The organism is Aeromonas sp. R5-3 (genome assembly GCF_040908225.1).
GTDB classification, from domain to species: Bacteria; Pseudomonadota; Gammaproteobacteria; order Enterobacterales; family Aeromonadaceae; genus Aeromonas; species Aeromonas dhakensis.
Genome location: NZ_JBFODH010000019.1, coordinates 315564 through 332850, shown reverse-complemented (window position 1 = coordinate 332850; position 17287 = coordinate 315564). Strand labels below are relative to the sequence as shown.

General features: G+C 63.1%; 16 protein-coding genes and 1 tRNA gene. 8 read left to right on the top strand and 9 right to left on the bottom strand.

The features are described 5' to 3' along the window. Positions 1–89: 89 nt before the first annotated feature. Complete coding sequence (locus tag AB5Y95_RS11215) at positions 90–836, bottom strand: phosphatase PAP2 family protein (RefSeq protein WP_017783042.1); 747 nt, start codon at positions 834–836, stop codon at positions 90–92. 315 nt (positions 837–1151) lie between these two features. Between AB5Y95_RS11215 and AB5Y95_RS11210 the strand changes: the two genes are divergently transcribed. The 7 genes from AB5Y95_RS11210 (at position 1152) to dedD (ending at position 9976) form a co-directional block, all read left to right on the top strand. Further along, positions 1152–2282, top strand: a complete 1131-nt coding sequence (locus AB5Y95_RS11210; RefSeq protein ID WP_368161036.1) for a 4-phosphoerythronate dehydrogenase — start codon at positions 1152–1154, stop codon at positions 2280–2282. Positions 2283–2423: 141 nt separating this feature from the next. Then, complete coding sequence (locus AB5Y95_RS11205; RefSeq protein WP_017764176.1) at positions 2424–3440, top strand: aspartate-semialdehyde dehydrogenase; 1017 nt, start codon at positions 2424–2426, stop codon at positions 3438–3440. 273 nt (positions 3441–3713) lie between these two features. Continuing rightward, positions 3714–5888: a FimV/HubP family polar landmark protein gene (locus AB5Y95_RS11200; RefSeq protein WP_368161034.1), complete on the top strand. Its 2175-nt coding sequence runs from the start codon at positions 3714–3716 to the stop codon at positions 5886–5888. 164 nt (positions 5889–6052) lie between these two features. Continuing rightward, on the top strand, positions 6053–6862 hold the full coding sequence (gene truA / locus AB5Y95_RS11195; RefSeq protein ID WP_029305766.1) for a tRNA pseudouridine(38-40) synthase TruA: 810 nt from the start codon (positions 6053–6055) through the stop codon (positions 6860–6862). A 119-nt stretch (positions 6863–6981) separates the two neighbouring features. Continuing rightward, complete coding sequence (gene accD, locus AB5Y95_RS11190; RefSeq protein WP_005302503.1) at positions 6982–7845, top strand: acetyl-CoA carboxylase, carboxyltransferase subunit beta; 864 nt, start codon at positions 6982–6984, stop codon at positions 7843–7845. A gap of 2 nt (positions 7846–7847) precedes the next feature. Next, the gene (gene folC / locus AB5Y95_RS11185; protein ID WP_368161032.1) at positions 7848–9107 is read left to right on the top strand and encodes a bifunctional tetrahydrofolate synthase/dihydrofolate synthase; all 1260 of its coding nucleotides are present in this window, start codon (positions 7848–7850) and stop codon (positions 9105–9107) included. Positions 9108–9181: 74 nt separating this feature from the next. Further along, positions 9182–9976: a cell division protein DedD gene (gene dedD / locus AB5Y95_RS11180; RefSeq protein ID WP_017783038.1), complete on the top strand. Its 795-nt coding sequence runs from the start codon at positions 9182–9184 to the stop codon at positions 9974–9976. 57 nt (positions 9977–10033) lie between these two features. On the opposite strand, the gene AB5Y95_RS11175 is transcribed toward dedD, so the two are convergent. The 3 genes from AB5Y95_RS11175 to AB5Y95_RS11165 form a co-directional block, all read right to left on the bottom strand. Next, complete coding sequence (locus tag AB5Y95_RS11175) at positions 10034–10378, bottom strand: TusE/DsrC/DsvC family sulfur relay protein (RefSeq protein ID WP_011706490.1); 345 nt, start codon at positions 10376–10378, stop codon at positions 10034–10036. A gap of 20 nt (positions 10379–10398) precedes the next feature. After that, the gene (yccS, locus tag AB5Y95_RS11170) at positions 10399–12552 is read right to left on the bottom strand and encodes a YccS family putative transporter (protein ID WP_368161031.1); all 2154 of its coding nucleotides are present in this window, start codon (positions 12550–12552) and stop codon (positions 10399–10401) included. A 163-nt stretch (positions 12553–12715) separates the two neighbouring features. Then, positions 12716–13372 carry a Bax inhibitor-1/YccA family protein gene (locus tag AB5Y95_RS11165; RefSeq protein WP_010633601.1) on the bottom strand — a complete coding sequence of 219 codons (657 nt, stop codon included), beginning with the start codon at positions 13370–13372 and terminating at the stop codon, positions 12716–12718. Between the two features lie 184 nt (positions 13373–13556). On the opposite strand from AB5Y95_RS11165, the gene AB5Y95_RS11160 reads away from it, so the two are divergent. Then, positions 13557–13644: transfer RNA gene (locus AB5Y95_RS11160), tRNA-Ser, on the top strand. Between the two features lie 93 nt (positions 13645–13737). Here the strand turns inward: AB5Y95_RS11160 and AB5Y95_RS11155 are convergent. From AB5Y95_RS11155 to ascS, 5 genes are all read right to left on the bottom strand, one after another. Next, positions 13738–14124, bottom strand: a complete 387-nt coding sequence (locus AB5Y95_RS11155) for a hypothetical protein (RefSeq protein WP_368161029.1) — start codon at positions 14122–14124, stop codon at positions 13738–13740. Then, positions 14121–15068: a hypothetical protein gene (locus AB5Y95_RS11150; protein WP_368161027.1), complete on the bottom strand. Its 948-nt coding sequence runs from the start codon at positions 15066–15068 to the stop codon at positions 14121–14123. The genes AB5Y95_RS11155 and AB5Y95_RS11150 overlap by 4 nt, the downstream gene beginning before the upstream one ends. Before the next feature lie 111 nt (positions 15069–15179). Then, positions 15180–16238, bottom strand: coding sequence for a type III secretion system export apparatus subunit SctU (gene sctU, locus AB5Y95_RS11145; protein WP_368161026.1), 1059 nt, complete (start codon positions 16236–16238; stop codon positions 15180–15182). Further along, a complete protein-coding gene (gene sctT / locus AB5Y95_RS11140) occupies positions 16235–17023 on the bottom strand; it encodes a type III secretion system export apparatus subunit SctT (protein ID WP_368161024.1) in 789 nt (262 codons plus the stop codon). Before sctT ends, sctU begins: the two co-directional genes overlap by 4 nt. Continuing rightward, entirely contained in the window at positions 17020–17286 is a 267-nt protein-coding gene (ascS, locus tag AB5Y95_RS11135) for a SctS family type III secretion system export apparatus subunit AscS (RefSeq protein ID WP_005302482.1), read from the bottom strand. Before ascS ends, sctT begins: the two co-directional genes overlap by 4 nt. Position 17287 lies beyond the last annotated feature (1 nt).

The window sequence follows — 17287 nt, the reverse complement described above, 5'->3', positions numbered from 1 at the left end:
CACCATGGCAGAGAGCAGAGAGCAGAGAGCAGAGAGCAGAGAACAACAACGGGCACCCGCAGGTGCCCGTTTTTTTGTCGTGCGCATTGTTAGTAACGGCGCAGCCACCAGCGCACCGCGAACAGCGAGGTGAGGCTGCCGAGCAGGGCACTTGCCAGCACATCCAGCGGCCAGTGCATGCCGATCAGCATGCGCGACAGGCCGACACCGATGGCCCACAGCGGCAGCAACCAGGCGCCGGCGGGGGCACGCGCCAGCCAGATCAGGCCGAAGAACTGGGCCAGGCTCATGGCGGCGATGCTGTGGCCGGAGGGGAAGGCGTAGTTCACCTCCGCCTGCCAGTGGTTGGCGAGCCACTCGGGCAGCGCCAGCAGCTGGCTGGCCGCATGGACCTGTTCGCTGCGCACCTCCACCTTGCCGGCGTAGAACTGCTGGATGGCGGGGATCAGGTTCTGGCTCTCCAGCCAGAGCAGGTAGGGGCGGGGCTCCTCGGTCAGATGCTTGATCAGGCTCTTGATGAGCCAGTCGCCGGCCAGCACGGCAAACAGGGCGCCGCCGAGGGCCAGCAGTGCCGGCAGGCTCAGCGTCAGCTTGTGTCGGGTCAGCAGCAGCAGCGCCAGGATGCTGACGCCGATGCCAGGCACATCCACCATGCGGGTGAGGGCGTAGGGCCACCAGAGCCAGTCCGAGTGCAGGGCCTGGCTCATGAACGGTTGCCAGGGCAGGCAGACCAGCAGGAGCAGCGGCAGGATCAAGGCGGCACTGAAACAAAGCACCTGGCGGCGCGGCAGGGAAGAGGCGTGAGTCGGCATAACGGGGCTCGGCAAGGTGCCCATTCCTGGGCAGAAAAAAAAGAGGCGTCATTGTGCCAGCCCAACCCGGTCGGTCAAGTCGCGCCCCGCTCCCTGTAACACGGGGTTACAAATGAGTGTGGTGATGGTCTGAATGTTGACCAAGGCCTGCTGATGGCGGGGTGGTCAGCAGATATTGCCCGGGCAGGGCGCTTCATCGGGCGCAGATGAGGCAACAGCGCACCCACCCCGGCAGAAAGTCGCGGCGACGGCCGCGTATGGGTGAATAAGCATCTGAAACTTCGGTCTGTTTGGGCTAGAATGGCGCGCTTGTGGCCGCTAGCGAAGTGAGAGAGCCCGATGAAGATCGTCGTTGATGAAAATATGCCCCACGCCCGTGAGTTGTTTGCCGAGTTTGGCGAGGTCATCCCGCTGCCCGGCAGGCAGATGCAGGCGGCGGATCTGCAAGAGGCCGACGTGCTGCTGGTGCGCTCCGTCACCCGGGTGGACGCAGCCCTCTTGGCCAGCTGCCCTCGACTGAGCTTCGTCGGCACCGCCACCATCGGTACCGATCACGTGGACAAGGCGCTGCTGGCCGAGCGGGGCATTCCCTTCTTCAGTGCCCCCGGCTGCAACAAATATTCGGTCGGCGACTATGTGCTCTCCGCCCTGCTGGTGCTGGCCGAGCGCCATGAGCTCAACTTGAGCGAGATGAGCCTCGCGGTCATTGGCGCCGGCAACACCGGCGAGTGCGTGGCAGGCAAGGCCGAAGCCCTCGGCATGCGGGTGCTGCGTTGCGATCCGCCCCGTGCCCGCGCCACCGAGGCAGATGAGGCGGCGCAGTTTGTCGATTACCTGCAGGCCCTTGAGGCCGACATCGTCAGCTTCCACGTTCCCATTACCCGTCAAGGGCCGGATGCCACCTTCCATCTGCTGGATGCAGCGCAGATTGCCGCCCGCCCTGCCGGGCAGATCCTTATCAACGCCTCCCGCGGCGAGGTGTGGGACAACCAGGCCTTGCTGGCGCGCCAGCAGAGCCAGGCGCCGCTGCGACTGGTGATGGACGTGTGGGAAGGGGAGCCGGAGCCGCTGCAGGCCCTGGTGCCCCACACCGAGCTGGCGACACCGCACATTGCAGGTTACAGCCTGGAGGGCAAGGCCCGTGGCACCTGGATGCTCTATGAGGCGCTCTGCCGCCAACTGGGGCGCACGCCGCGCCAGGATCTGCAGAGTCTGCTGCCCATTCCCGAGGTGCGCGAGGTGACGCCGGGCCAGCCGGCGGATCAGGCATTGATCAAGCAACTGGTCCACCTTATTTATGACGTGCGCCGCGATGACGCCCGTTTTCGCAACCGGCTCGGTGTGGCGGGCAGTTTCGATGAGCAGCGCAAAGATTATCCGGAGCGGCGCGAGCTCTCGGCCCTGCAGCTGAAGGGGCCGTTTGCGAGCGATGCCCTGGCCCGGCTCGGGTTTGTCTGCCAGCCTAGCTGAGCGCTCTACATACTTTAAGGGGGGGAGCCTTGTCCCGCCCATACCCGGTCTGGCCCGACGCCAGACCCGCTATCAGGCAGGTCCGCCTGCCAGCGGTGATGCCAGCGCGCGTCACCGGCACCATCATAGGAGAGAACAGCAGTGAGTCAGCAATTCAACGTAGCGGTATTGGGCGCCAGTGGCGCCGTGGGCGAGGCGATGATCGAGATCCTGGAAGAGCGTGCCTTCCCGGTCGCCACCCTCTATCCGCTGGCCTCCAGCCGCAGCGCCGGCGACACGGTGCGTTTTGCCGGCAAGAACGTCGAGATCCTGGACGTGGAGGAGTTTGACTGGAGCCAGGTGCAGATCGCCCTCTTCTCCGCCGGGGCCGAGGTCTCTGCCAAGTGGGCGCCGATTGCCGCCGAGCACGGCTGCATCGTCATCGACAACACCTCCTGCTTCCGTTACGACGAAGAGATCCCTCTGGTCATTCCAGAAGTGAACCCGGACGCTCTGGCCGATTTTCGCAACCGCAACATCATCGCCAACCCCAACTGCTCCACCATCCAGATGCTGGTGGCACTGAAGCCTTTGCACGATGAGGTGGGGATCGCTCGCATCAACGTGGCGACCTATCAGTCCGTCTCCGGCTCCGGCAAGGAGGGGGTGAGCGAGCTGGCCGGCCAGACCGCCCACCTGCTCAACGGTCGTCCGGTGGAGCCCAGCCTCTACCCGCAGCAGATCGCCTTCAACCTCATTCCGCAGATCGACAGCTTCACCGACAACGGCTACACCCGGGAAGAGATGAAGATGGTGTGGGAGACCCAGAAAATCCTGGGGGATGCCAGCATCGCCGTGAACCCCACCTGCGTGCGGGTGCCGGTCTTCTATGGCCATGCCGAGGCGGTCCACGTCGAGCTGCATCAGCCGCTCGACGCCGAGCAGGTGAAAGAGCTGCTGCGCCAGGCGCCGGGCGTCACCCTGTTTGACGACGAGCATGACTATCCGACCCCGGTGCGCGACGCAACCGGCAAGGACGAGGTACAGGTGGGCCGGGTTCGCCAGGATATTTCTCACCCCTGCGGTATAAATATGTGGATCGTGGCCGATAACGTTCGTAAGGGCGCCGCGACCAACAGCGTGCAGATTGCCGAACTGCTGGTGCGCGATTACCTCTGATCGGCGAGTCCATGGGTCTGGCGGGGAGGGATGCCCGCCAGAGATGGCACCGCCGAGCGCGAGGCAGATGTGACCGGGGGCGCACAGTGCGACTTCTGGAATGTTTCGCGATATCAACTGATTAAGTTTTTTCCTACACTCAGGGGCAAGTTGGGTGCTAAATGTGTCGGACTGCTGGCTTGCAACCTGAGCCTGATTTATATTGAACCGACTGTTTTGGGGTAACTATCCAGATTTTTCAATGTGATAGGGCCGTCATACGAAGGAACGAATATGGGACATTCCCGCATAACATTGGCAACGCTACTCGCATTGGGTCTGCTGGGCATGGCCCAGGCCGAAGACTCGGCGCGGGAGCCCTTTTTTGTTGAGCTCAAAGGCCCGGACGAGCCGGCTCCGCCCGCCGTCAATTCCCAGCCGCTGGCACAACCCGTCGCCACTCCCAGCGCCACGCCCCAGCCCATCGTGCGGCAGGTTGCGAGCAATGCCGGCAGTTATGGTCCCATTCGTCCCACCGACACCCTCTGGAGCCTGGCGAGCAAGTACCGCCCCTCCAACAGTGTCAGCGTCTACCAGACCATGGTGGCGATCTACGAGAAGAATCCCCGCAGTTTCGCTGACGGCAACATCAACCACATTCTGGTGGGCTCGCGCATCCTGCTGCCCACCGCCGCCGAGGCCAGCGTCATCACGGATGCCGAGGCCCGCGCCAAATTCCGCAGTGACAACGCCAGCTGGAAAGGGCTGAGCCCGAAATATCTGGCGAGCAAGCATACCCAGCCGGCCAAACCGGTGGCCACCAAGCCGGCCCAGCCCAAGGCGACCCCCACCAAGGCAGCCGAGCCGGCCAAGTCCGAGGTTGCCAAGGTAGCGCCCGCCAAGGCGGCGCCCATCCCGGCTCCGGCACCCAAGGTGGAGGCGCCCCAGCCGGCCACCGAGGTCAAGGAGGTCGCCAAGGCCCCCGAGCCGGTCGCGAGCCAGGCCGCGACAACCAGTGCCGCTACCGCCAGTGCGCCGGCCCCGCTGCCGGCCGATCTCGACAAGCCGGTCGGCAAGCCCTCCACCGAGATGGCGCTGGCGCTGGAAGATGCCAATGCCCAGCTCGGTCAGGTCACCGAGATGAACCACAGGCTCAAGCTGCGACTGCAGTCGCTGACCGAAGAGGTGGAGACCCTCAAGGCCCAGCTGCAGGATCAGACCGCCCTGCAAAAAGAGATTGCCGAGCTCAAGGCCAAGCCGGTTCCGCCGGCGGCGCCGGCTCCCGAACCCAAGCAGAATTGGCTGATGGACCTGCTCTCCTCGCCGCTCAACCTCGCCATGATCATCCTGTTGCCGGTGCTGCTGGTGCTGGCGCTGGTGACCCTGTGGCTGCGGGCCCGGGCTCGCCGCGAGCTGGAAGAGCAGGAGAAGAGCCTGTCCGAATCCACCGCCATGGTGATGGATCAGGAGAGCAGCGAGTTTGACGAGCTGATGACGGTCGGCATCACAGATGATGAACCGATGCGGCCGACACCGGATCTCAACACGCCGGATGGCTACATGGCGGTGGAAGAGCCCGCCGCACCGGCCGATCTGGTGTTCAGCGACGATGGCGAGATGGATCTGGCCAGCTTCGATGCCGAGCCGGCACCGGCCGCCAAGGCCGCCATCCGGGATCCGGATCTGGTGCCCGATCTGGATCTGGCCCATGACGACCCCATCACCCTCGACACCGAGCCGGATCTCGATCTTGCCAGCGAGTTCAATCCCAAGCCCAAGGCCGACAACGAGGTCATGAGCGAAGAGGAGCTGCAGGCTGCCCTGTTCGCCGAGCTGGATGCGGATCTGGAGGCCGACCTGACGCTGGATGGCGCCGATGACGGCCAGCCGGACGCCGAGGCGGTGGTGAGCGATGAGGATCTCGCCTCCTTCGATCTGAGCGACTTTGAGACCGCCTTTGCCGAGCCGGGGGCCGACCAGGCTGCCGCTGCCGGTGCCGACGAGATGCTGGCTGAGCTGGGGCTGGAGCCCGAGCCGGTCAAAGGTAAAAAAGAGGTAGAACCGGATTGGGATCCCAACGAGATGGCCCTCTCCGATTTTGAGGATGCCTTCGCCGAAGTGGAACCCCATCAGGGTGAGGTCAAGCCGCGTGAGCAGGCCCAGGAGAGCGGTTATGTCGAGATCGACAAGTTGCTGGCCGAGGCCGATGCCACCACCACGGAGCAGGAACCCTATCAGGGCTTCTCGCTGGATGTGGGGCTGGATGGTTTCCCCGAGGTGCTGCCGGAGTCCACCGGATTTGACGTGGATGCCGACGATGGCGGAGTGGGGGCCAAGCTGGATCTGGCGCGCGCCTACCTCGAGATCGATGACAAGGATAGCGCCCGCGAGCTGCTGCAGGAGGCGGCGGAGCAGGGCACCGAGCATCAGCGGGCCGAGGCCGAGAAGCTGCTCAAGCGCCTTGGCTAGGTAGCCACAGCACCATGATGACAGCAGGGGCAGCCGATGGGCTGCCCCTTCTTTTTGGCGCCTGGTCTGGCCTGGGCGCTGCGATTTGGGATTTTTGAGGCGAGATGGGTATAATCCGCCCCGTTTCTTTCACCGCATCCTTTCATCAGAAGACAAGTTTATCCATGCGAATTGCCCTAGGTATTGAATACGACGGCAGCCGGTATTTCGGCTGGCAGCGTCAGCGCGAAGTGATCAGCGTACAGGAGGAGCTGGAGAAGGCCCTCAGCCGGATCGCCAATCACCCCGTCTCCATCCAGTGTGCAGGACGCACCGATGCCGGCGTCCACGCCACCGGCCAGGTCATCCACTTCGATACCGATGCGAACCGTGCCGAAGGGGCCTGGACCCTGGGGCTCAACTCCAACCTGCCGCCCGACATCGCGGTGCGCTGGGTCAAGGAGGTGGACGAGGGGTTCCATGCCCGCTTCAGCGCCACCGCCCGTCGCTACCGCTACGTCATCTACAACCACAACTACCGGCCGGCCATCCTCGGCAGCGGCGTCAGCCACTACCACGAAGCGATCGACGCGACGCTGATGCACCAGGCAGGCCAGTGCCTCCTGGGTGAGCAGGACTTCAGCTCGTTTCGGGCCGTCGGCTGCCAGTCCAAGACCCCGTGGCGCAATGTGACCCACCTGTGCGTCAGCCGTCAGGGCCCCTATATCGTGCTGGATATCCGGGCCAACGCTTTCCTGCACCACATGGTGCGCAACATCACCGGCTCCCTGCTGCTGGTGGGGCAGGGGCTCAAACCGGTGGAGTGGGTGGCCGAGGTGCTGGCGGCCCGGGATCGCAACCTGGCGGGCCCCACCGCCAAGGCGGGGGGACTCTATCTGGTGGACGTGGATTACCCGCTGGAACTGGGCTTGCCGCGGGTGCCGCTCGGCCCGTTGTGGCTGCCGGACTCGGCACCGGGTACGACCAGTTTTTAGTAACTGGGCCCGAAAATTTGTGGTTTAATGATCCGTCATTTATTGCCATCGAGCTATTAAGTCATTGAACAATCTAGGCTCGATGCGTTTTGTCAGGCACAAAAGCATTAAGGAATTCCATGAGCTGGCTTGAGAAGATCCTTCCCAAGAGCAAGATCACTGCCCCGCGTCGCCACAACATTCCGGAAGGGGTGTGGACCAAGTGCAGTGCTTGTGAACAGGTGCTCTACCGGGCAGAGTTGGAGCGCAATCTCGAAGTGTGCCCCAAGTGTGATCATCATATGCGCATCAGCGCCCGTGCCCGCCTCGAGAGCTTTCTCGACGAGCAGGGCCGCACCGAAGTCGGTGCCGAGCTGGAGCCGCAGGATGTACTGAAATTCAAGGATTCCAAGCGCTACAAGGATCGTTTGTCAGCCGCCCAGAAGGATACGGGCGAGAAAGATGCGCTGGTGGTGATGAAGGGGACCCTCAAGGGGGTGCCGGTCGTCGCCTGTTCGTTCGAGTTCTCCTTCATCGGTGGCTCCATGTCCTCCGTGGTGGGCGCCCGCTTCGTGCGCGCCGTCGAGGAGAGCATCAAGGAAGGGCGCGGTCTGGTCTGTTTCTCCACCTCGGGTGGTGCCCGCATGCAGGAGGCGCTGTTCTCCCTGATGCAGATGGCCAAGACCAGTGCGGCGCTGGACCGACTCTCCAAAGCCGGCCTGCCTTATATCTCGGTGCTGACCGACCCCACCATGGGTGGCGTCTCCGCCAGTCTGGCCATGCTGGGCGACATCAACGTGGGCGAGCCCAAGGCGCTGATCGGCTTTGCCGGTCCCCGCGTCATCGAGCAGACCGTGCGCGAGAAGCTGCCGGAAGGCTTCCAGCGCTCCGAGTTCCTGCTGGAGAAGGGTGCCATCGATCTCATCATCGACCGCCGCGACATGCGCAACCGTCTGGCCAGCCTGCTCGCCAAAATGCTGAATACTCACGTCATCGAAGAGTGAAGATGAGTTCCAACATGCAACAATCCCAAAGCCGGTCGCTGGTCGACTGGCTTTCTTATTTGGAGCAGATCCACCCGGTCAACATCGACATGGGACTGGATCGGGTCGGTGCCGTCGCTCGCCGCATGGGTCTTACCCAACTGCCGTTCAAGGTGATCACGGTGGCGGGCACCAACGGCAAGGGCTCCAGCTGCGCCATGGCGGCCAGTATCCTGATGGCCGCCGGTTACCAGGTCGGCGTCTACTCCTCTCCCCATTTGCTGCGCTTCACCGAGCGGGTGCGGATCAACGGGGCCGAACTGACCGACCGCGATCACTGCACCGCCTTTGCCGAGGTGGAAGCGGCCCGCGGCGAGATAGCCCTTACCTTCTTCGAGTTCGCCACCCTGGCCGGTTTGTGGCTGTTCCGCCTCGCCGCGCCGGATGTGCTCTTGCTGGAAGTAGGGTTGGGCGGCCGGCTCGATGCCACCAATGTGGTGGAGTCCGATGTCGCCATGATCACCTCCATTGCGCTCGATCACTGCGACTGGCTGGGTGATACCCGCGAGGCGGTGGCGGTGGAGAAGGCGGGCGTTTATCGCGCCGGCAAACCCGCCATCAGCGGTGAGCCCAACCCGCCCGTCACCATCGCCAGCGAGGCGGCCCGCCTCGGCGCCTCCTTGCGCCAGGTCGGCCGTGACTTCCACGGGGATGAGCACGACGACAGTTGGGACTACCACGGCCTGCACCACTGGCTGGGGCTGCCCAAACCGGCCCTGCCGCTGATGAACGCGGTCACCGTGCTGGCGGCGCTGGAGTCCCTCGGTCTGCCGTTGCCGGAGTCCGCCATCCGTGACGGACTGGCCAATGCCCGGCTGGCCGGGCGGATGCAGCAACTGCAAAGCGCGCCGCTGGTCATCGTCGATGTGGCCCACAACCCCCATTCGGCCGCCTATCTGGCCGCCCAGCTGCGCAAGCTGCCTTGCAGCGGCGTGCGCCGCGCCGTGGTCGGCATGCTCAAGGACAAGGACATGGCGGGGTCGCTGGCCGAGCTCGATGGCCTCATCGGCGAGTGGTATCTGGCGAGCCTGAGCGGCCCGCGGGCGGCGAGCGCGGCCCAGCTGGCGGCGGCCCTTGGCTGCGAGCGGGGGCCGGCGACCACCTTTGACGACGTGGGGCAGGCCTATGCTGCCGCGTTGGCCGCATCGAGTCCTGATGATATGGTCATTGTGTTTGGTTCGTTTTACACTGTCGCCGACATTCTGGCGGGTGTCGCCGTCTAGGCCACACCCCGGCTCCCCGGCCCTTTGGCGGGGAGCCAGATCGCATATTGAGTTACGTAAAGGTAGGATTCAACTTGGCCTCTAAGTTTCAAAACCGTCTGGTGGGGACCGTCATCCTGGTGGCCCTGGTAGTCATTTTTCTGCCGGATCTGATGGACGGCCACAAGCTGGAGCAGAAGGAAGAGGCGTTTGCCAAGATCCCGCTGCGCCCCGAGCTGGAACCCGCCAAGCCCGCCTTGCAGGTATCGGCCGCCAGCACCCTGCCGGCGGAGCATCTGGCCAGCCAGCAGCAGGCGTCGGCTGCCGAACAGTGGCAGGTGGAAGAGGTGCCCGAGCCGGTCACCCTGGGGGCCAAGCAGGGCCAGCCGCAGGTGCAGCAGCCGGCCGCCAAGCCGGTGACCCAGCCCGTTACACCGCCGGCGGTCAAGCCCCAACCCAAGCCTGAAGTGATCGCCAAGAAACCGGTGGAGCAGCCCAAGCCCAAAGTGGTGCCGCCCAAGCCGGTAGAGGTGCAAAAACCGGTGGAGAGCAAGCCGCAGGCGGGCCAGATCAGGTCGATGGACGATCTCATCGCCAGCAAGATGGGGCAAGCGACCACGACCGCAGCCCCGGCAGCGACGGCCCCGGCCCAGGGCAGCTGGATCCTGCAACTCGGCGCCTTCAAGAACGTCGACAGCGTCAACGCGCTGGTGGGCAAGCTGCGGGCGGCGGGCTACTCGGCTCACACCTCGCCACGCACGCCGGTGCAGGGTCAGCTCAACCGGGTCTTCATCGGACCGGATGTCTCCAAGACCAAGCTGCAGGGCATGCAGAGTCGCATCGGCCAGATGACCGGCCTGAGTGGTTCCGTGGTGGCTTACAACCCCTAAGAGGGGCCACAAGATAAAAAAATACCGCGCTTCATTCTGGATGGGCGCGGTATTTTTTTAGATGCATTTCACCGGTTTGGGCAGGCCGCCAATCTTGGTGGCCTGCTTGGCGGGGCCTTCCGGGAACAGCTTGTAGAGGTAGCGGCTGTTGCCCTTCTCGGGGCCGTACTGCTTCTCCATCGCCTTGACCAGGGCGCGAATGGCGGGGGAGGTGTTGAACTCCAGATAGAAGGCGCGCACGAAGCGCACCACTTCCCAGTGCGGCTCCTCCAGCACTATACCTTCCTGCTCGGCCAGTACCAGTGCCAGCGCCTCGCTCCAGTCGTTGCTGTTGAGCAGATAACCCTTGGCATCGGTTTCGATGAGTTGGCCGTTGAATTCCAGCTGGTGATGCTCGGACATGGTGGGCTCCTTGTGGCCTGTCAGGATTGGGCGGGCATGGTAGCGCCTTGTTCCCGGGTGAGCAACCGGCTCTCGTTGGCCAGGGCGAGCAATTCGTCCGCCAGCTGGCTGATGAGGTTGAGCTGCTGGGTCAGCATCAGCTGCTCCTCGCTGCTGTCCGGGGTGATGACCGGGCACTGCCCCTCGATCTGCTCCGGCATCTCTCCCGCCAGATGGCCGGCGGCCCGCTCCAGGGTGTGGCTCAGGTGGCGGCTGATCTCGTCCAGCTCGCCGATGGCCTCCAGCTTGTCGCGATGGGCGCCCAGCGCCGAGATGTAGGAGAGCAGGGCGTGGTTGCGCCAGGTGAGGGTAAAGCAGAGGTCGAGGAAACGGCGGCGCTTTTGCGGCTCCACCAGCATGCTCTGCCAGGCCATGGCTAGCTCGCTGTCCGCTAGATGGGCGCTCTTGCGCGCCCCCCGGTAGTCGAGTGACTCATCCCGCTGCTGCTGCAGGCTGGCCAGCACTGCCGAGAGGTAACGGGCGTTGGCCGACAGCGAATTGGCGATCAGGGTCGGCAGCCGTTTGTACTGCCAGTCCGGCCAGAGCCATGCCACCAGGGCGTAGGAGAGCAGGCAGCCGAGCAGGGTATCGAGCATGCGCGGCCCCAGAATGGCAAAGCCGATGCCGTCCAGCAGGTTGAACGCCATCAGCACGTAAAGGGTGATGAAGCAGACTGCGGCGCTGTAGTTGCTGCGCACCTGGGTGAAAAACAGGAAGGCGGCCAGCCCCATCACCACCAGCTGTACGTGCAGCTCGGGGAAGAGCCAGAGCACCGGGATCCCCACCAGCAGGCCGGCGAAGGTGCCGAGCATGCGCTGCACCAGCCGGCGGCGGGTGGCGCTGTAGCTGGGCTGGCAGACGAACAATACGGTCAGCAGGATCCAGTAACCCTTGTCCAGCTGGAAGGCCTGCAGAATGCCGTAGCCCACTACCAACCCGAGCGACAGCCGCAGGGCATGGCGAAACACCATGGAGTTGGGGGTCAGGTGCTGTCTGAGCTGGGTCAGCAGTGGCAGGCGGGCGGGCTTGGCCAGGGGCGGCAAGTTCTGCGGGGCCTGCTCGGGGTTTTGCAGCTCCTCGGCGCTTTGCAGCAGCTGGTTGATGCTGGCCAGGTTGCGGCGCAGAAACTTCATCGGTGTCAGCAGGGTTTTCGGGTAGTGCTGCTTGAGGTGGGTGAACTCCAGCTGATCACCGAGGGCCTCCAGCGTCCAGTGGATGCGCTTGTTGTGGGCATAGGGCTTGTGCACCAGGATGGCGTAGCCGAGCCGCTGGCACGCCTCGGAGAGCTGCAGGAACACCTCCTGGAAACCGTCAAGCACGATGCCTTGCTTGAGCTCGGCTTCCAGCTTGCTGTAGGGGTAGTGGCTGGAGGTGGCCCGCTCGTGGATCTCCAGCGCCAGCAGGTAGAGGCGCAGCAGGCTGGCCAGCTCGGGGGAGGCCCGGTGACGGGTGCTGAGGCGGGCATTGAGGGCCGACTTGGTGAGCGTCAGGGCATTGACCAGGTTGATGTTGAGCTGGGCCAGGTTGTGACGAATGGCCTGGGCGCCGTGCTCGTCGGCCGGAAAGAAGCGGGATTTTTCCAGCAGATAGCGGGAGAGGGCAAAGTAGCTCTGGGCCAGCTGTTCGTGCAGGGTCTTGTAGGGCAGCAGCCAGAGCCAGACCAGCGACACCAGGCCATACCAGAGCGCCCCGGCCCCCAGCGCCAGCGGCTGATAGAAGAGATCCGGCGCCTTGGCGGCCCCCAGCATGGTGTAGATGGCGATGAGCAGGGAGCCAAAGCTGATGGTGGCGTAACGCTGACCGAGCGCCCCCACCATCACGAAGATAAAGGTGGAGCCCGCCAGCCCGATGGCGAACAGCCAGGGGGTTGGGAAGAGATACTGCACGCAGAGGGAGGCGAACAGGAAGCAGAGCAGGGTCATGGCGAGGTTCTTGACCCGGCCCCACAGGCTGTCGTCGGTCTCGGCGATGGCGCCAGCCACCACCCCGAGGGAGAGCAGTACGGTGAGCTGGATGTCGCCGGTTGCCAGAGTGAAGGCGAGCAGCCCCATGATGGCCAGCAACACCTTGAGGGCGAAATAGATATGACTGTCAGTCAGCAGCCGGCGCAGCAGGCCAGAGAAATCCGTGGGCATGGGAGAGCGCAACCCTTGAGCGAAACGAAAGCGAGAGCATAACCGGTCAACAACGAAACGGCCCTGATTTGGATCAGGGCCACTTCGCTTCATATCCTTGATTTGCAACTTATCCTGACAGAAACAGGCGCCAATAAAAACCCCGCCGAAGCGGGGTGTTTGATTAGTTGCGGTTGCCGCCAAGCAGGCTCAGCAGACTCAGGAAGATGTTGTAGATGGAGACATACAGGGTGACGGTGGCGGAGATGTAGTTGGTCTCGCCGCCGCGCACGATCTGCTGGGTAGTCAGCAGGATGGCACCGGAGGAGAACAGCATGAACATGGCGGAGAGGGCCAGGCTCAGGGCGCTCATCTGCAGGAAGATGTTGGCGATCATGGCCACCAGCAGCACCCAGAAACCGACGAACAGCATGCCGCCGATGAAAGAGAGATCACGCTTGGTGGTCAGGGCATAGGCCGACAGACCGAAGAAGGTGAGCGCGGTGCCGCCGAGCGCAGTCATCACTATCTCGCCGCCGCCGTTGTTCATGTACATGTTGATGATGGGGCCCAGGCTATAGCCCAGCAGGCCGGTCAGGGCGAAGGTGAACACCAGCCCCATGCCGTTGTCACGATTCTTCTCGGTCAGGAACATCAGACCGTAGACGCCGATGAGGAAGATGGCCCAGTGCAGGGGCGGCATGTTCATCACGGTGGCGACTCCGGCCACCACGGCAGAGAAGCCAAGAGTGAGGGAGAGCAGCATATAGGTGTTGCGCAGTACCTTGTTGGTATCGCGCGCGGCACTCTGGGTGCCGGTATAGATAGAACGGGTATCCATCTTGGGTGTCCTCTTGATTTCCTGGGTGAGACGGCAACGCCGCCTCGTTAACGCATTGTATGCACTGAATGTCGGGATGACGAGCGCTGATTTCAAGCCCCACCCCAGCCTGTTGCCCCCTACTATCCCAAATCAAATATGTATTGCATATGAACAAGGGGCTGACGTAGTATGCACGCCGTTCGGAGGGGTGGCAGAGCGGCTGAATGCACCGGTCTTGAAAACCGGCGATGGGCGACCATCCGTGGGTTCAAATCCCACCTCCTCCGCCATCTTCAGAAAAGCCCCGGCAACCTGGTTGCCGGGGCTTTTTGCTATGCGGATTTGACCATAGTTCGAGGGGGTCGTGATGCCCCCCTGCGCCTTTAACCGCGGATGGCCGCCGAGGGCTGGCAGCTTGTAAAGGCCGTGAGCGGGGGGCTCTCCAGAGTCAAAGCCTCCGCCTGATGCAGCATGCGGCTTATCAGGTCCACCATGATCTCCAGATCGAGCTTGTCCAGCCACTCACGAGCCCAGAGCAGGGTTGTGTGTTCATCCGTGCGGCTAAGCTGCAGCACCGGCCAATCGGCCAGATTGGCCAGCGATGTTGCCTGAACGTTCCCCAGTGGAATGAACAGGGTAACCAGTTGATCCCGCTGCCGGACATGGAGGCTGAACGCGCCGACCGGGATGTCCAGTCCATCCCCATGCAGATACTCCTGTGGCAGTGAGAGATGGCGGCAGAGGGCAGATAGCAGGGCATTGAACATCATCGGGACTCCTGACTGGTGGTATCAAAAACGGACTCGGTGGGCGGCCAGAGATTGGCGATCGGGGGCTTGTCCGGTGTGCCGACCAGGCGAGCGCCGATGGTGGCAGCCCAAGGATCAATAACCTTGGCATTAGGGCCCCAGCTCTGGGGCTTGGAGAGTTCACTCCCTTCGGCCCGACCGATCACCACGAAGCAGTGGGTCTGGGAGTGCCCCTGAGCGCCACGATGAGCCAGTACTTCGATCCGCTGATCGCTGTTGTGGCGCAGCAGCTCGGCCGCGGCCGAGTAGGCCAGGGTTGAACAGCAACCCGCTTTGGCTTCATCCACCGCCTTGGCGATGTTCTCCATGGTACGCAGTGAGATGGGCTGCTTGTGACGGGTTATTTGAATGGCGGCCATGTTGGCGCTGTTATTGGCGCGCTGATTGGCGGCCAGACGTTGTGGATCCTGTCCGAAGGCATTGAGCTTGCCAATTACCTTCTGGTACGACGGGTTACTCGGCTGCACGAAGGTCTGGGCATCGGTACAGGCATAGCTGCCCAACTTTTCCAGGCCCGCCATGCTCCGTTGCAATAACGCCTGTGCTCCGCCGCCGACCACGCGAGTGGTCTGTTGCTGGGGTCTGGCGATGGCACCCTGCTCCGCCAGCGCCTGTTTCAACTCGGTCAGACGAGCGCCACGGGCCGCCACCTCCTTGGGGTGATGCTGCTCCCAGTGCTGGATGGCGTCTTGTACCCGCTGTGCCCTGCCTGCATCCGGGGTGGTCTGCAGTTGGTGCAGCGCATGAATGACACTCTTCAGGTCGCCGCTCTGAAAATGACCGATGCCCCGCTGTACCGATTGCTCAAACAGTGTGTTCCCCCGAGCCAGCAGAGGACTGCCCTGGGATGATTGGGAAGAGACGGGGGCTTGCTGAACGGGTCCCCCGATGGCAGATAAGGCCATGCTGTTGTTCCTGAAATGGCTGACGAGTACGAATCATAACGAGTCATGGATGTGTGCTATATCAATCCGCGGTCGGGGATTTGTCAGTTTTTCGTGTCAGGGGGGCTGCGTTTACCACTGCGGGCCTTCACTCTGGCGCCACTGCTCCAGCCAGCGCAGTACCTCGGCGGTCGCCTCTATCTGATCGGCGGGGATGTAGTTATTGATCAGGGCATCACGATAGAGGGCACGGGCCAGCGGAATGCGCTGCAGCACCGGAATACCCTCCTCTTCGGCAATCTTGCGCACCAACAGTGCCTGGGCATCGGTGAACTTGAGGGTGACCACCGGCAGCGGGGTCTCCCCCCGCTCATAGCGAATGCCGATGGCGATATGGGTCGGGTTGGCCACGATGACCGAGGAGCGCTTCACGTCGGCGCGCATGTTGCTCGATTGCAGCTCCTGGTGGAATTGACGACGCTTGCTCTTGATCTCGGGGCTCCCCTCCATCTCCTTGTACTCCCGTTTCACCTCGTCCTTGCTCATCTTGAGCTGCTTGATGTGTTGATGATGCTCGAAGGCATAGTCGGCGATGGCGATCACCACGAAACCCATGGCGCAGATCGCCATCAGCTGGCCCAGCATGCCTCCCAGCACAGGCGCGATGCAGCTCATGCCACAGCCGGGCAATTGCAGCATGGCCTGCAGGTTACCCTCTATGGTGACCCACACCAGCAGGCTCAAGAGGCTCACCTTGATCAGCGATTTGACGAATTCCATCAGGCTCTTGATGGAGAAGATCTTCTTGGCCCCCTCTACCGGATTGATCTTCTTGATATCGGGCTTGATCGACTCGCCGCTCAGCAGAAAGCCGTACTGGGCGATGTGAGAGACGAGCACCACCAGCGCCGAAACCGCCAGAATGGGGATGCAGAGGTAGGCGAGCTCCTGCAACAGATTCTCGACCACGTGGTTGAGGGCTTGGGCAAAGGGGAGATTGAGGTGGGACTCCGGGATCAGCATCAGCTTGCCCAGATGCTCGAGGTAGTAATCGGACATCGCCATCAGCATGCCGACCAGGCTCAGGATGATGGCGGTGGAGACCACCTCCTTGCTCTTGACCACCTGCCCCTTGTTGCGGGCATCGCGCAATTTCTTGGCGGTGGGCTGTTCGGTCTTCTCGCCGCTCATCGTGGCTCCAGTATGGGGGCAAGCAGCCGCAGGGGATCCATCACCGCCAGCACTTGCCTATAGGCGTGATCCATCATCAGCTTGATGTAGATCAGCAGCAGCAGGCTGGCGACGGCGCTCTTGATCGGCATCGCCAGTACGAAGACGTTGAGGGAGGGGGCGAAGCGGCTGATGAGAGCCAGCCCGAATTCGGCCAGAAACATGGCGATCAGGAGCGGCGCCGCCAGCAGGGTGCAGAGCAGCAACATCTGGCTGAACTGGCTGTAGAAGAAGCTCACCCAGAGATCGCCGATGGCGGGAAAGAAGCGGGTGACCGGCCAGCTGGCATAGCTCTGGAACAGGGCCAAGAGCAGGGCGAGAAAGGCGCCCCCGGAGAAGAAGAGGGTGATCAGGGTCTGGGTCAGCAGCAGGCCGGTGGGGCTGGTCTGGCTGGCGAGACTCGGGTTGAAGAGCGAGGCCATGGCCGCACCGCGCTGGTTGTCTACCAGAAAGCCGCTTGCCTCAACGGCCCAGAAGGGGATGGCGGCGACAAAACCGATCAGCAGGCCGAGCAGTACCTCCTTGGCCACCAGCAGGGCCAGATCGAGGGCATCGATGGTGGGGGGTAGAGTGTCGGCCACCATGGGATAGGCGAATAGCGCCAGCGAGCAGACCACGCCGTTGCGGATCATCGCCCCCCCCAGCATCTGCTTGCTGAGTACCGGCAGCATGACGAAGCAGCTGATAAAGCGTGGCAGCAGCAGGGTGTAGGCCAGCATCTGGCCCTGCAGACTCTCGAAGGTCATTGGATCTGCGGTACCTTGAGCAGCACCATGTCGGCAAAGCTGTAGAGCTCGTTGCCAAGCCAGGCGGTGGTGGCAAACAGGGTGATCACTACGGCGACGAGCTTGGCGACAAAGCCCAGCGTCTGCTCCTGGATCTGGGTCAGCGCCTGCAACAGCGAGACGAGGGTGCCCACCAGTGCTGCCACCAGCACGGGGGGCATCGAGAGGATCAGCACCAGCCAGAGGGTCTGGCTGGTGAAGTGAAGAATATCGGCGTGGCTCATG

Bases quoted from the DNA above. Each gene is read 5' to 3' on its own strand.
- folC (WP_368161032.1), top strand. From the start codon at position 7,848: ATGAGTTCCAACATGCAACAATCCCAAAGCCGGTCGCTGGTCGACTGG.
- sctU (WP_368161026.1), bottom strand. From the start codon at position 16,238: ATGAGCGGCGAGAAGACCGAACAGCCCACCGCCAAGAAATTGCGCGAT.
- accD (WP_005302503.1), top strand. From the start codon at position 6,982: ATGAGCTGGCTTGAGAAGATCCTTCCCAAGAGCAAGATCACTGCCCCG.
- AB5Y95_RS11165 (WP_010633601.1), bottom strand. From the start codon at position 13,372: ATGGATACCCGTTCTATCTATACCGGCACCCAGAGTGCCGCGCGCGAT.
- AB5Y95_RS11155 (WP_368161029.1), bottom strand. From the start codon at position 14,124: ATGATGTTCAATGCCCTGCTATCTGCCCTCTGCCGCCATCTCTCACTG.
- ascS (WP_005302482.1), bottom strand. From the start codon at position 17,286: ATGAGCCACGCCGATATTCTTCACTTCACCAGCCAGACCCTCTGGCTG.
- AB5Y95_RS11210 (WP_368161036.1), top strand. From the start codon at position 1,152: ATGAAGATCGTCGTTGATGAAAATATGCCCCACGCCCGTGAGTTGTTT.
- AB5Y95_RS11215 (WP_017783042.1), bottom strand. From the start codon at position 836: ATGGGCACCTTGCCGAGCCCCGTTATGCCGACTCACGCCTCTTCCCTG.
- AB5Y95_RS11200 (WP_368161034.1), top strand. From the start codon at position 3,714: ATGGGACATTCCCGCATAACATTGGCAACGCTACTCGCATTGGGTCTG.
- truA (WP_029305766.1), top strand. From the start codon at position 6,053: ATGCGAATTGCCCTAGGTATTGAATACGACGGCAGCCGGTATTTCGGC.
- AB5Y95_RS11150 (WP_368161027.1), bottom strand. From the start codon at position 15,068: ATGGCCTTATCTGCCATCGGGGGACCCGTTCAGCAAGCCCCCGTCTCT.
- yccS (WP_368161031.1), bottom strand. From the start codon at position 12,552: ATGCCCACGGATTTCTCTGGCCTGCTGCGCCGGCTGCTGACTGACAGT.
- AB5Y95_RS11175 (WP_011706490.1), bottom strand. From the start codon at position 10,378: ATGTCCGAGCATCACCAGCTGGAATTCAACGGCCAACTCATCGAAACC.
- sctT (WP_368161024.1), bottom strand. From the start codon at position 17,023: ATGACCTTCGAGAGTCTGCAGGGCCAGATGCTGGCCTACACCCTGCTG.